16 protein-coding genes are annotated in these 12,793 nt (G+C 62.7%); 8 read left to right on the top strand and 8 right to left on the bottom strand.

Translation table 11 applies throughout. The features are described 5' to 3' along the window. Positions 1-11: 11 nt before the first annotated feature. Positions 12-179 carry a hypothetical protein gene (locus U1702_RS05225; RefSeq protein WP_332722680.1) on the top strand — a complete coding sequence of 56 codons (168 nt, stop codon included), beginning with the start codon at positions 12-14 and terminating at the stop codon, positions 177-179. A gap of 110 nt (positions 180-289) precedes the next feature. Here U1702_RS05225 and U1702_RS05220 read toward each other — a convergent pair whose 3' ends face one another. Next, positions 290-1,579: an MFS transporter gene (locus U1702_RS05220; protein WP_332722678.1), complete on the bottom strand. Its 1,290-nt coding sequence runs from the start codon at positions 1,577-1,579 to the stop codon at positions 290-292. Between the two features lie 154 nt (positions 1,580-1,733). Between U1702_RS05220 and pgsA the strand changes: the two genes are divergently transcribed. Genes pgsA through U1702_RS05205 form a run of 3 tightly spaced genes read left to right on the top strand, consistent with a single transcriptional unit; the run spans position 1,734 to position 2,994 of the window. After that, positions 1,734-2,288: a CDP-diacylglycerol--glycerol-3-phosphate 3-phosphatidyltransferase gene (pgsA, locus tag U1702_RS05215; RefSeq protein WP_332722676.1), complete on the top strand. Its 555-nt coding sequence runs from the start codon at positions 1,734-1,736 to the stop codon at positions 2,286-2,288. Beyond that, positions 2,288-2,539 carry a molybdopterin converting factor subunit 1 gene (gene moaD / locus U1702_RS05210; RefSeq protein ID WP_332722674.1) on the top strand — a complete coding sequence of 84 codons (252 nt, stop codon included), beginning with the start codon at positions 2,288-2,290 and terminating at the stop codon, positions 2,537-2,539. The genes pgsA and moaD overlap by 1 nt, the downstream gene beginning before the upstream one ends. Then, a complete protein-coding gene (locus tag U1702_RS05205; protein ID WP_332722673.1) occupies positions 2,536-2,994 on the top strand; it encodes a molybdenum cofactor biosynthesis protein MoaE in 459 nt (152 codons plus the stop codon). The genes moaD and U1702_RS05205 overlap by 4 nt, the downstream gene beginning before the upstream one ends. On the opposite strand, the gene U1702_RS05200 is transcribed toward U1702_RS05205, so the two are convergent. The 4 genes from U1702_RS05200 to U1702_RS05185 all read right to left on the bottom strand — a co-directional run bounded on the left by U1702_RS05200 (position 2,973) and on the right by U1702_RS05185 (position 7,107). Continuing rightward, entirely contained in the window at positions 2,973-3,884 is a 912-nt protein-coding gene (locus U1702_RS05200; RefSeq protein WP_332722671.1) for a hydrogen peroxide-inducible genes activator, read from the bottom strand. The genes U1702_RS05205 and U1702_RS05200 overlap by 22 nt on opposite strands. 82 nt (positions 3,885-3,966) lie before the next feature. Then, positions 3,967-5,544 carry an alkyl hydroperoxide reductase subunit F gene (ahpF, locus tag U1702_RS05195; protein ID WP_332722670.1) on the bottom strand — a complete coding sequence of 526 codons (1,578 nt, stop codon included), beginning with the start codon at positions 5,542-5,544 and terminating at the stop codon, positions 3,967-3,969. Between the two features lie 98 nt (positions 5,545-5,642). Then, complete coding sequence (gene ahpC, locus U1702_RS05190) at positions 5,643-6,206, bottom strand: alkyl hydroperoxide reductase subunit C (protein ID WP_332722668.1); 564 nt, start codon at positions 6,204-6,206, stop codon at positions 5,643-5,645. A 133-nt stretch (positions 6,207-6,339) separates the two neighbouring features. Further along, positions 6,340-7,107: a sulfite exporter TauE/SafE family protein gene (locus U1702_RS05185; RefSeq protein WP_332722666.1), complete on the bottom strand. Its 768-nt coding sequence runs from the start codon at positions 7,105-7,107 to the stop codon at positions 6,340-6,342. 159 nt (positions 7,108-7,266) lie between these two features. On the opposite strand from U1702_RS05185, the gene epsC reads away from it, so the two are divergent. Both epsC and U1702_RS05175 read left to right on the top strand, forming a co-directional pair. After that, complete coding sequence (gene epsC / locus U1702_RS05180) at positions 7,267-7,965, top strand: serine O-acetyltransferase EpsC (RefSeq protein WP_332722664.1); 699 nt, start codon at positions 7,267-7,269, stop codon at positions 7,963-7,965. After that, a complete protein-coding gene (locus tag U1702_RS05175; protein ID WP_332722663.1) occupies positions 7,962-8,303 on the top strand; it encodes a DUF2794 domain-containing protein in 342 nt (113 codons plus the stop codon). Before epsC ends, U1702_RS05175 begins: the two co-directional genes overlap by 4 nt. A 33-nt stretch (positions 8,304-8,336) precedes the next feature. Here U1702_RS05175 and U1702_RS05170 read toward each other — a convergent pair whose 3' ends face one another. Then, the gene (locus tag U1702_RS05170) at positions 8,337-8,612 is read right to left on the bottom strand and encodes an acylphosphatase (RefSeq protein ID WP_332722661.1); all 276 of its coding nucleotides are present in this window, start codon (positions 8,610-8,612) and stop codon (positions 8,337-8,339) included. Positions 8,613-8,749: 137 nt separating this feature from the next. Between U1702_RS05170 and U1702_RS05165 the strand changes: the two genes are divergently transcribed. Then, entirely contained in the window at positions 8,750-9,523 is a 774-nt protein-coding gene (locus U1702_RS05165; RefSeq protein ID WP_332722659.1) for a polyphosphate kinase 2 family protein, read from the top strand. Between the two features lie 6 nt (positions 9,524-9,529). Here U1702_RS05165 and U1702_RS05160 read toward each other — a convergent pair whose 3' ends face one another. Further along, on the bottom strand, positions 9,530-11,122 hold the full coding sequence (locus tag U1702_RS05160; protein ID WP_332722658.1) for a winged helix-turn-helix domain-containing tetratricopeptide repeat protein: 1,593 nt from the start codon (positions 11,120-11,122) through the stop codon (positions 9,530-9,532). Positions 11,123-11,224: 102 nt separating this feature from the next. Here U1702_RS05160 and U1702_RS05155 point away from each other — a divergent pair, with 102 nt between their 5' ends. Further along, positions 11,225-12,109 (top strand): class I SAM-dependent methyltransferase, encoded by an 885-nt coding sequence (locus tag U1702_RS05155; RefSeq protein WP_332722656.1) that lies wholly within the window; start codon positions 11,225-11,227, stop codon positions 12,107-12,109. Positions 12,110-12,151: 42 nt separating this feature from the next. On the opposite strand, the gene U1702_RS05150 is transcribed toward U1702_RS05155, so the two are convergent. Next, entirely contained in the window at positions 12,152-12,781 is a 630-nt protein-coding gene (locus U1702_RS05150) for a carbonic anhydrase (RefSeq protein WP_332722654.1), read from the bottom strand. Between the last annotated feature and the right edge of the window lie 12 nt (positions 12,782-12,793).

Below are 12,793 nucleotides of genomic sequence, written 5' to 3'. Positions count from 1 at the left end.
AACTTCACGCCATGCGAAGCCGTCCACTCACCGCCGATCAGCGCCGGGGCCACCCGTTCCGAGCGACACTTCCGCAAGTGCGCGCCAAGGTGCGCAAGCGCGAGGACGACAGCGACATCAAGCTGTTCGTGCTGAGCTACACCGCGTTCTTCGTGTGCTTCTATACGTTTATTGCTTGAGTGCGGCACCGGTCTGCTCCCCACCCGGCCACCCATTCGATTATACGCTGTGGGTAGCCGGGTGGGGGAGCGGGCCGGTGCCGCCGCGTTTCAGCATTACTGAAACCAAATCAATCGCAGGCGCGGTGGAGCTTTTGCGCGATCCATGCCGAGATCAGGCACATCGCCGACACCAGAAACAGCATGTTAGCGGGGCCGACGCCCGCAGCGGTGATCGCTATCACCGCGATCGCGCCGATCGTCATCGCACCGGCATTGACGATGTTGTTAGCCGCCACGGTGCGCGCTGTCTGATCCTTGGTCACGGTGGTGGTGAGGAAGGCATAGAGCGGTACCACGAACATGCCGCCGGTGATTGAGATACCGACCAGCGTGAGCAGCAAGATCCATGACTGCGGCATCACGATGAACTCGGCCAAGCCATAGAGACCGCCATTTGGGGCGGGCACCCATAGCTGCGCCTCGATCGAGAGCAGTACGACGATCCCGGCCATCAGGATGACCGAAATAGGTGAGTACTTCGCGGAAATCTTGCCCTTCAGCATCGCGTTGATGATGATCGACCCGATTGCGACACCGATTGAGAAGATTGCGATCATCAGGCTGGCAACGCGCTCGTCGGCGGACAGCACATTCTTGGCCAGTGGCGGGAAGATCACGATCAACACCGACCCGATCGTCCAGAAAAAGCTGATCGCGCAAATGGCGAGGAACAGGCGCGGGATATGCATCGTCGCGCCGACCAGCCGCCATGACGAGGTGATCGGATTGTAATTGACCTTCAGCATCGGACCGGCGCGCGGGGCCGGGGGAACGATGCGACCTGTGAACCAGCCGATCGCGGCGACCGCGATGACCAGGAACCCGGCTGTCTCGACCGTCACCCAGCCGGCGACGACGGTGCCGAGCAGGATCGAGAGATAGGTGCCCGCCTCGACCAGCCCCGTGCCGGCCAGCACTTCATCATCCTCCAGATGCTGTGGCAGGATCGCGTATTTGATCGGGCCAAAAAAGGTGGAGTGGGTGCCGAGCATGAACACGGCGCCCAGCATCATGCCGATACCCAGATTGGTGTGGCCCTGTTTCGCAACATAGATGCCCGCCGCACCGAAGATCATGATCCCGATTTCCACGGTCTTCACGATGCGGATGATGCGCGCCTTGTCATAGGTGTCGGCGAGTTGGCCGGACAGCGCGGAGAGCAGAAAGAAGGGGAGAATCGCAAGGCCCGTCGCCAGCGCGTTGAAATAGCTTTCCTGCTGGGGGTCGTTGAACACCGAATAAGTGGCGAACAGGACCAACGCGGTCTTGAACAGATTGTCGTTGAACGCCCCCAGAAACTGTGTGGTGAAGAGCGGGAGAAAGCGGCGCTCCTTGAGCAATCCGAGCGCGTTGATCATGAAATTGCGGGCCTTCGTCCGTCCTGGGTGACCGGGCATAGCCGGGGGGGATAGCTGGCGGCAACCGCTATCGCCAGGATGTGACAATGTGGTTTCGGTGGGCGCGTGCATCGTGGGGGATGATTGCATTGTGGCACGGTGCTAAGGCTGGATCATGCTGACGCTACCCAATGTACTGACACTGTCCCGAATCGTCACGGTTCCGCTGCTGGTCTTCTTCCTGTGGTGGCCCGAATGGCGCGCCGGCTATGGGCTGGCCTTCGCAATCTACTGCCTGATGGGGATCACCGATTATTTCGACGGCTATCTCGCACGATCGCGTGGGGCGGTGTCGAAGCTGGGGGTGTTCCTGGATCCCATCGCCGACAAGATCATGGTCGCGGCGGTCATCCTGATCCTGTGCGGCAAGGGGATCATTCCGGACCTGCACCTGATCGCGGCGCTGGTGATCCTGTTGCGTGAGATCGCGGTGTCGGGGCTGCGCGAGTTTCTGGGCGGCATTCAGGTGTCGATGCCGGTGTCGGCGCTGTCGAAGTGGAAGACGGCGCTACAACTGACGTCGCTGGGCGGGCTGGTGCTGGCGGGGGCGGTGCCGGACATGGAATGGGTGCATTCGACCAGCCTGGCGATGCTGTGGGCAGCCGCTGCACTGACGCTGATTACCGGCTGGGACTATCTGCGCGTCGGCCTGAAGCATATGGACAGTTGATGCGCCTGCTATACTTCGCCTGGGTTCGAGAACGCATCGGGGCGGGCGAAGAGGATGTTGATCCGCCGGAGGCGGTGCGCACGGTGGCCGATCTGGCCGAGTGGCTGAAAGGGCGGAGCGCGGGCCATGCCGAGGCGTTCGCCGATCTGACAAAGTTGCGAGCGGCGATGGATCAGCGTTTCGTGCCGCTCGACTGCGAACTGGGCGCGGCGAAGGAAGTCGCGCTGTTTCCGCCGGTGACGGGCGGATGATCCGCGTCTCGATCGACATCGCGCCGATCGATATCGGCATCGAACTGGCCGGGGTCGAGGAAACCGGGGCGGGGGCGGTAGCGAGCTTTACCGGCATCGTGCGGGGCGACGATGGCGTCACCTGTCTGGAACTGGAACATTATCCCGGCATGACCGAGGCGGTGCTGTGCGATCTGGCCGAACAGGCGATGGCGCGCTGGAGTCTTTTGTCGGTCGTGATCGTCCATCGCGTCGGGCCGATGGTGCCGGGTGAGCGAGTGGTGTTAGTTGCAACGGCGGCGGCGCACCGGCAGGCGGCGCTGGAGGCTTGTGCGAGCCTAATCGACCGGCTGAAGACCGAGGCACCCTTCTGGAAGCGGGAGGTGCGCGGCGGGGGCGCAGGATGGGTGGAAGCGCGTGCGGGTGACCATCAGGCGGCGGCACGCTGGAGCGATCAGGCGGCCGCTTTCGACTGAGCCAGCACCTCTGCCAGCAGCCGGAAATCGCGTTCGCGCGGCGATGCCTTGCGCCAGACCAGCGCGATCTTGCGCGAGGGATAGTCAGCCTGAAGCGGACGGGCGATGACTCTGGTGTGATCGAGGATGCCGGCGTCGAGTGCCATTTCGGGCAGCATCGTGACGCCCAGGCCATTATCGACCATCTGAACCATGGTATGCAGCGAAGTGCCGAGCATCGTCGCCTCGGCACGCAGTTCGGGGCGGTTGCAGGCGGAGAGGATGTGATCCTTCAGGCAATGACCGTCCTCCAATAGCAACAGCCGGGTCTCGTCGATCTCACCCGCGCTCACGCTTTGATGATCGGGTTCGTACTCGCCCTCCGGAAAGGCGACGAACAGACGGTCCTCGAACAGCGACGCGACCTCCACATCGCCACAGGCATAGGGGAGTGCGAGCAGCACGCAATCGGTGCGGCCGGTGTTTAGGCTCTCGCACGCCGCGCCGCTCGGCTCCTCGCGCAGAAACAGTTTGAGGTCGGGATAGTCGCGGCGGAGGCGGGGCAGGATGTGGGGAAGGAGGAAGGGGGCGATCGTGGGGATGACGCTCATCCGCATTTCACCCGACAGCGGACGTCCGGCGGCGCGGGCGAGGTCGGACAGTTCGTCGGCCTCACGCAGCACGCGGCGGGCCTTGTCGACGATGCGCTCGCCCAGTGGCGTGAAGCGGACCACCCGGCGGGTGCGCTCGACGAGGACGACCCCGATCAGCGTTTCGAGTTCGCGCAGGCCGGCGGACAGGGTGGATTGCGTGACGAAGCTGGCCTCGGCCGCGCGGCCGAAATGGCCGTGATCCTTGAGCGCGACCAGATACTGAAGCTGCTTGAGCGTGGGGAGGTAGGTTTGCGCCATTGATCGATCCAAGCGATGAATGGGCCAGATATAAGTGATTTTGCCGAAACGTCACCCTCACTGCGAGGGCGACGCTCCATAATCAGGCCGCAGCCGCCTGACTGGCCTCGGCAGGCAGGCGGATCAGATAGTCGAATGCCGATAGCCCCGCCGTCGAACCCGCGCCCATAGCTACAACGATCTGCTTGTACGGCACCGTCGTCACGTCTCCCGCCGCGAAGATGCCGGGCTGGCTGGTTTCGCCGCGAGTGTCGATCTCGATCTCGCCGCGCGGGGTTAGAGCGATGCTGTCCTTAAGCCATTCGGTGTTGGGGGCGAGGCCGATCTGGACGAAAATGCCCTCCAATTCGACGTCATGTTCGTCGCCGCTGTTGCGGTCCTTGTAGGTCAGGCCGGTGACCTTCTCCGCACCGTTGACGCGCGTCGTCATGGCGGAGGTCAGGACCTTGACGTTCGGCAGACTGGCGAGCTTGCGCTGGAGCACTGCATCGGCGCGAAGCTGGCTATCATACTCGATCAGCTTGACATGCGCGACGATGCCAGCGAGGTCGATCGCGGCTTCGACGCCAGAATTGCCGCCACCGATCACCGCGACGCGCTTGCCCTTGAACAACGGACCGTCGCAATGCGGGCAGTACGCAACGCCCTTGTTGCGATATTCTTCCTCACCGGGGACACCCATCTGCCGCCAGCGCGCGCCGGTGGAGAGGATGATCGTCTTTGCCTTGAGCGTCGCACCGTTGGCGAGCACGACTTGATGGAGACCGCCTTCGTGCGATGCCGGGATCAGCCTGTCGGCGCGCTGGAGGTTCATGATGTCGACGTCGTTGTCGCGGACGTGGCTCTCCAGCCGTGCGGCGAGCTTCGGCCCCTCGGTATAAGGGACCGAGATGAAATTCTCGATGCCCATCGTGTCCAGCACCTGACCGCCGAAGCGTTCGGCGGCGACGCCGACGCGCAGGCCCTTGCGCGCGGTGTAGATCGCCGAGGCGGCACCGGCGGGTCCACCCCCAATGATGAGCACGTCGAAAGGCTCTTTGGCGTTCAGCTTCTCCGCCGCCTTGGCGTCAGCGCCTGTGTCGAGCTTTGCGACGATCTGCTCAAGCTCCATGCGGCCCGAACCGAAGGGTTCGCCATTGAGGAATACGGTGGGGACGGCCATGATCTTGCGGCTGTCGACTTCGTCCTTGAACAGCGCGCCGTCGATCGCAACATGACTGATGCCCGGGTTGAGGACGGCCATCAGGTTCAGCGCTTGCACCACGTCCGGGCAGTTCTGGCACGACAGTGAAAAATAGGTTTCAAAGTGCAGGTCGCCGTCGAGACCCTTGACCTGTTCGATCACGTCCTGTGCCGCTTTCGACGGATGTCCGCCGACCTGGAGCAAAGCAAGGACGAGCGAGGTAAATTCGTGACCCATCGGGATGCCGGCGAAGCGCACGCCGATATCGGTGCCAGCGCGGCGGATCATGAAGCTGGGGCGGCGCTTGTCATCGGCGCGGATCATTGTGATCTTGCCGCTGAGCGCGGCGATTTCGGTAAGCAGGGTTTCCAGCTCGCGCGACTTCGCGTCGTCACCGAGGCTGGCCACGAGCTCGATCGGCTGACGAATGTTCACCAGATAGCCTTCAAGCTGCTGTGTCAGGTGGGCGTCGAGCATGGGAAACTCCTGTAATTTTGGGGGTAACGGCCCGGAGCGAGGTGTCGCCCCGGGCCGCGTTGGCACCCGCAAGAGGGAGGGGACGGGTGCCTTTGACGTTAGATCTTGCCGACGAGGTCGAGCGACGGGGCAAGCGTGGTTTCACCCTCTTCCCACTTGGCCGGGCAAACTTCGCCTGGGTGCGCTGCAATATACTGAGCCGCTTTGATCTTGCGCAGCAGCTCGGCGGCGTTGCGGCCGACGCCCTCGCTGGTGACTTCTATCAGCTGGATTACGCCCTCTGGATCAATCACAAACGTGCCGCGGTCCGCCAAACCCTGACCCTCGCGCAGAACGTCGAAATTCTTCGACAGGACGTGGTTCTGATCGCCCAGCATGTAATAGTTGATCTTACCGATCGCAGGCGAAGTATCGTGCCAAGCCTTGTGGCTGAAATGCGTATCGGTCGAGACCGAGAACACCTCGACGCCCATCTTCTGGAGCGTCGGATAAATGTCGGCGAGATCCTCTAGTTCGGTTGGGCAAACGAAGGTGAAATCGGCGGGGTAGAAGAAAAACACGGCCCATTTGCCGGTCACGTCGGCATCGGTGACCTCGACGAACTTGCCCTGTTTGAACGCGGTTGCGGTGAACGGCTTGAGGGTGCTTCCAATGAGCGCCATGTCTTGAATCTCCGATTATGGTGCGTTGCAGCTAGTGCAATGCCGCATATAGGGTGCGGTGCAACATCGGAGAAACAGGAACTCTCGCTCGCCCTGATCGAAACAATCACTGAAGCAGGCGAAATTAATCGACCTACTTGGTCAATGCCGAATAGACGCTATACCCGCTGGTGAGCGTCAGCACGATACCGACAAGGATCAGCAGCGTCTTGGTCGGCACGCGTTTCGCCACGATCGCGCCGAATGGTGCCGCCACCACGCCGCCTATCAGCAATCCGGCGACAGCTTCGGTAAAGGCGGAAAAGCCCAAGTGCAGGATGAAGGTGATCGAGATCGACAAGGTGAGGAAGAACTCGACGCTATTGACCGTCCCGATCGTGTAGCGCGGCTGCGTTCCCTGAATCAGCAAATTGCTGGTCACCACCGGTCCCCATCCGCCACCGCCCGCAGCATCCAGAAAACCACCAGCCAGGCCCAGCGGCTCGACGATCTTGGGCTCCTTGTGATGGCGCGTGGGAAAGCTGATCCCGCGCCACAACAGATAGACGCCAATGAGTGCGAGATAGGTCATCACGAACGGCCGCGTCGCCGATGCGTCCAGCGACGACAGCAGATAGGCACCCGCCACTCCGCCGATCACGCCAGGAATCAGCAGCCGGAAGAACAGCTTCCAGTTTACGTTCTTGTGGATCGCGTGGCTGATGCCCGAAACGCCGGTGGTGAAGCATTCGACCAGATGGACGCCGGCAGAAGCGGTGGCGGGGGGAACGCCAAGGACGCTGATGAGCAATGTGCTGGAAATCACACCAAATGCCATGCCGAGGGCACCGTCAACGATCTGCGCCGCAAAGCCGACCGCGATGAACGGGAGCAGCGCCTGGAAGTCGATACCTTCGAACATCAAACCTCTTTCACCCGGAACGAACGACGCCCGGTGTGGCGGGCGGCGGCAATTCCTACAAGATACATCGTGTTTAGACCTGACAAGCGATAAACACGGCACGCTGGAAAACGCTGCACGCCATGCCTAAATAGCCTCGCAGACAAAAGGGGCCTGTGGATGTTTGGCGGTCTGGCGACATATCTGGATTCAATTCGCACGCGCGATCCCGCGCCGCGCAGCCGTGCGGAAATTCTGCTCTATCCGGGCGTATGGGCGGTGTTCTGGCACCGAATGGCGCACCGTCTGTACGGGCTGAACCTTTTCTTTCTCGCGCGCGTGGTGAACCATTTGTCGCGCTGGCTGACCGCGATCGACATTCATCCGGGTGCTGTGATCGGCCGCAATTTCTTTATCGATCATGGCTTTGTCGTGATCGGCGAGACCGCAGTGATCGGCGACAACGTCACCATCTATCAATGCGTCACGCTGGGCGGGACCAGCCCCGACAATGGCGTCACCGGCAAACGGCATCCGACCCTGTCCGATGGCGTGATCGTCGGGTCGGGCGCGCAGGTGCTGGGGCCGATCACGGTGGGCGCGCGCGCGCGGATCGGTGCCAACGCCGTTGTGACCAAGGAAGTGCCCGAAGGGGCGGTGATGGTGGGCATCCCGGCCAAGCCGACGCTGGTTGAGGCGGACAAGTGGCAGAAGGGCTTTGTCCCCTATGGCACGCCGTGCAGCGAAATGTTCGACCCCGCCACGCAGAAGATGGAAATCATGCGGTGCGAACTGGAAGCGATGCGCAAGCGGCTCGACGAACTGCTCGCCGAGCGTGAGCAGGCCGGTGGCGAAACGGAGCAGCGCGACCGCGCGTGACGGGCAATGTCACCCCTTTGCCAGTGCGCGGTGCGAGCCAGATCGGGTTCGAGCGCGCTGAACTGACCCGTATCCTCGACCTGTACGGTCGCATGGTGGCGGCCGGACACTGGAAGGATTACGCCATCCAGTTGGGCCAGGATGCAGCGGTGTTCGCCGCCTTTCGCCGCGCGGCCGAACGCCCGGAGTTCCGCATCGAGAAGCGCCCTGCACTGCGCAACCGGCAGGGCATGTGGGCGCTGGTCAACGAAAGCGGCGCGGTGCTGAAGCGCGGGCACGAACTGGGGCCGGTGCTCGCACCCGTGGAGCGGCGGTTGATGAAGCTGGTGGAGGACTGAGCGCCTGATGTTCGGCACCGGCCGTTCTTCAATCTAGGCAGTGAACCGCTTCGTGAAGCCCTTCACATTCCCCGCCTCGGTCGGCATCGCATCGACTTTCATGACGCTCGCCATCAGCGGCCCCTCGCGGCAGCGATCGACGAAGGTGTCGAGCGCCATGTCCTCGCCATCCGCCAGTATCTCGACCCGCCCGTCCTGAAGATTGCGGACCCACCCAATCACCCCAAGCTGGCGCGCCGTGCGCACCGCCCAATCGCGATAGCCGACGCGCTGAACGCGCCCCTCGATCAGCAAACGCTGTGCCGTCATTTCAATAACCCCGCATACACATGCGCCCTACGCCGCGCATAAGCTGTTCATAGGGCAGGGAAGGGCCGGACGCGAAGGCCGATCAGGCGCAAATGCAGGGCATTTCAGCGCGCTTTCGGGCCTGCTAGGCTGGCCCCATGAAAATCGACCTCAAAGATCACGAATCCGGCGACAAGTTCGACGGCGATTATGACGATGCGCTGGCGGCGCTACAGGCGCGGCTCGACCGTATCCAGGTGGCGCATATCCTGCACAAGCGACCCGCGATCATCGTGCTGGAAGGGTGGGACGCAGCGGGCAAGGGCGGCATCATCAAGCGGCTGACCGCCGACTGGGACCCGCGCTTTTTCGAGGTGATGCCGATTTCCGCACCAAGCGAGGACGAACTTGCGCATCATTTCCTGTGGCGGTTCTGGACCCGGCTTCCCGCGAAGGGCCATATCGGGATTTTCGACCGCAGCTGGTATGGCCGCGTGCTGGTCGAACGCGTCGAAGGCTATGCGGCCAAGGCCGAATGGAAGCGCGGCTATGACGAGATCAACGATTTCGAGGCGCAGCAGATCGAGGCGGGCGCGACGATCGTCAAACTGTTCGTCCACATCACCCAGGAAAAGCAGGACAAGGAGCTGCTGGAGCGGCTCGACGATCCGTGGAAGCGGTGGAAAACGGGTGCCGACGATTATCGCAACCGGGCGAAGCGCGCGGACTATCTGGACGCGCTGCACGATATGTTTGCCAAGACCAGCACGAAGCATGCGCCGTGGACGGTGATCGATGGCAACAGCCGCAAGGCAGGGCGGATCGCGGCGCTGACGGCGATCGCGGACGCGCTGGAGGCGCGGGTGAAGATGGAGCCGCCCGCCCTGGACCCTGAGTTCGAGAAGATGGCGCGGGCGGCATTGGGGGCATAGCCGACGTTAGAGACGGACGTCGGTCAGCGCCTTCTCGATCATCTCGCGGCCGACCGATGGCATGAACGGAAATGAGCGCAGGAATGTCGTTTGCGACACCTGTGGGTCCAGTTGCCGTGCACGGCCGACCCATAGTGTTGCGCGCTCGCGCCGCCCGGCCGCATGGCTGGCGACGGCTGCGATGACGGCGATGTGCTTGTGTGCGCCGGGCGATCGGGCGGCACGTTCCCCCAAGTCGGCGGCATTCTCATAATCGCCGGCGAGCAACGCGTTGACGGATCTCACGGCTAGCATCGCGTATCGAAGCGGATCGAGCGGACTAAGGCGCAGGGCGAGCGCCGCGTTATCGTCGCTTTGGCCGACTGCGCATTGTGTCATCTCGGCCCAGGCCTTTGAATAGATCGCCTGTGCGTAGTTGGGACTGAGTGCGATACATTCGCTCAACCGGTCGATGCTTTCCGCGACGGCGTCATCGAACCACATCGACCGGCTCAGATTGAGATGCGCGAAGGGATCGAGCGGGTCGCATTGCAGGGCCGATTCGGCCAACGCCCGCGCCCGCTGCGCCATCCGTTCGCCGTTTTCGGAATATTGGAGAAAGCTGTCCTGAAAGGAGGTGAACGACAGGCCCGAATAAGCGCGCGAGAAATGCGGGTCGAGCGTCAGGGCGCGTTCGAAAAGTGTCGCGGCTTTGGCATTATCGGTCTTGTTGAAGCGGAACATCAGGTCGAGGCCGAGATGATAGGACGACCATGCGTCCAGCCCGGCCTCGGGAATCCGGCGTGCCAGTTCCACTTCATGTTGGACGATCCGCACTTCCAGTGCGGCGACGATGGCAACGAGCATTTCCCGTCGCACATGTTGCAATTCGTCGCGCCCCGCGACGAAGCGCTCCGCCCAGATCACCGTGCCGTCGTTCGTGCTGGCGAGTTCCACCGTCAAGGTGATGCGGCGTCCCGCTTCTTCCAGCTTTCCGGTCAGGCAGTAGCGAGCGTTCAGCGCGCTGCCGATGGCCGCGCAATCGACGTCACGATCTCGAAGCCGGAATGTGGAGGTACGGGCGATCACCAACAGCCAGCGCAAGCGTGACAGATCGGTAATCAACTCGTCGGCGAGGGCATCCGCGATAATGGACAATGGCCCGGGTTCACCGATCAGTCGAAAGGGCAACACGGCGATGGACGGACGATCATTACGAGCCGGGTTTAGTGTTTTGCCGTCAGCGGGTGAGGCGGCGCGCGCCGGAGATGACGCATCGGCATGCCCAAATGCGACATGGGCTATGAAGCGAAAACCCTTGCCATGGACAGTCCGCACATAGCGTTGCTGCTTGCCATCGTCGCCCAGCGCCTGTCGCACAGCCTTGATCCGCGAAGCCACTGCGGCCTCCGAGACGATCCTGCCGCCCCAGATCTTCTCGATAATCTCGTCCTTGCTGAGGAGCCGGTCGGCATTGCCGGCCAGCAGGATCAGCAGCGACAGGACCTGCGGCTCCAGATGCCGGGCCTGCCCGCGCTCACGAAGTTCGAACTTGCCCGGATCGAGCTCGAAGTCCGCGAACCGGTAAACAAGGGCGGTGCCAAACGACAAGATCAGCATTTCTCCATGAATTCTCCGTGCCGTCTTCAAGCATGGCTGCACGGAATTCCTATGAGCGGCGACATCCGGACCGACTGACGGCCCCGACATCAGGAGAAACAAATGACACTCGTTACAGCAGACCCCCAGACGCTCGCCGATACGGCGCCCCCGCAGCCTGTGAACCTATCGGCCGCCATCAATCCGAACAAGGCCTTGTGGGAGAAGGGTGACTTCACCCGTCTCGCCGCGACGATGCGCGAGAGCGGCGACGAATTGATCGACGGTCTGGGCGTGAAGCCTGGCATGGAAGTGCTCGATCTGGGCTGTGGCGACGGGACCACCGCATTGCCCTCGGCACGGCGTGGCGCGAAGGTGCTCGGCGTCGATATCGCCGCCAACCTCGTTGCGGCGGGCAATGTCCGGGCGCAGGCGGAAAGCCTCACGAACCTTCGTTTCGAGGAAGGGGATGCTTCGCGTCTCGATGTCGTGGGCGACGACCGCTTCGATCTCGTGGTCACTATATTTGGCGCGATGTTCGCGGCGCGCCCCTTCGACACGGCGCGTGAGATGGTGCGCGTGACTCGCCCCGGCGGCCGCATCGTGATGGGTAACTGGATCCCCGGCGATCCGACGCTGATCGCGCGGGTCCTGCAGATCTGCGCTGGCTACACCCCTGTGCCGCCCGAGGGGTTTGTCAGCCCCGTCACCTGGGGGCAGGAGGCGAATGTTCGGGAACGCTTCGTTGCCGCCGGCATTGCCGAAGAGAATATCAGCTGCGAGCGCGCCACCTACACCTTCCGCTATGACGGACCGGCCCGCGATTTTCTGACGATTTTCCGCGACTATTACGGCCCGACGATGAACGCGTTCGAAGCGGCGGAACGGAACGGCAAGCGCGAGGCTTTGCAGGCCGAGCTGATTGCGCTGTTCGAAGCGGAGAATCGCGGCGACGAGTCCCGGACCGAAATCCCCGCGACCTTCTTGAAAGTAATCGTGCGGAAATAATGCCCCGTTGCCCCGGTTGGCCCTTTGCGGAGGGCCAACCGATCAGGCCGGGGCGAAGTCGCCGGATTCGTTCATTAAGTGCAGGACCCCGTCGGTAATCGCGAAATAGGCGCCATGAATCCTCAACAATCCTGCTTTTTCGCGCTCGGGGATACAGGGGAAGGTGCGCAGATTGGCGATCGAGACGCGGACGGTTTCAAGCTCCAGCTCGCGGATTGCCTCGAGTCCATGGCCGTGTTTTGCCACGATGCGGGTGCGGGCCTCGTCGAGCAGGTCTACCCAGTGCGCGATAAAGCCGCCCTCGCCGGGTGCCGCCCCGGCGAAACGGCGCGAGAGCGCAGCGTGGACGCCGCCGCACATGCCGTGGCCAAGCACGACGATCTCCGGCACTTCAAGTTGAGTCACCGCGAATTCCAGCGCGGCGCTGACGCCATGGCGACCGCCGTCCAGCTCGAACGGGGGGACGAGATTGGCGACGTTGCGGACGACGAACACTTCGCCGGGGGACGAGCCAAAGATCGTGGCGGGATCGACGCGACTGTCGGAACAGGCGATCACCATCACCTTCGGGCTTTGGCCCTGGCTGAGTTCGGCCCAGCGGGCATGTTCCTGCGGCCATTCCTCGGCACGGAACCGGCGATAGCCCTGAACGAGGTCGGAGAAGTGGGTCATGCCGCCTCCAAT

The organism is Sphingomonas sp. LT1P40 (assembly GCF_036663835.1).
Taxonomy (GTDB): Bacteria; Pseudomonadota; Alphaproteobacteria; order Sphingomonadales; family Sphingomonadaceae; genus Sphingomonas.
This window is presented reverse-complemented; position numbering and strand designations above follow the sequence as displayed.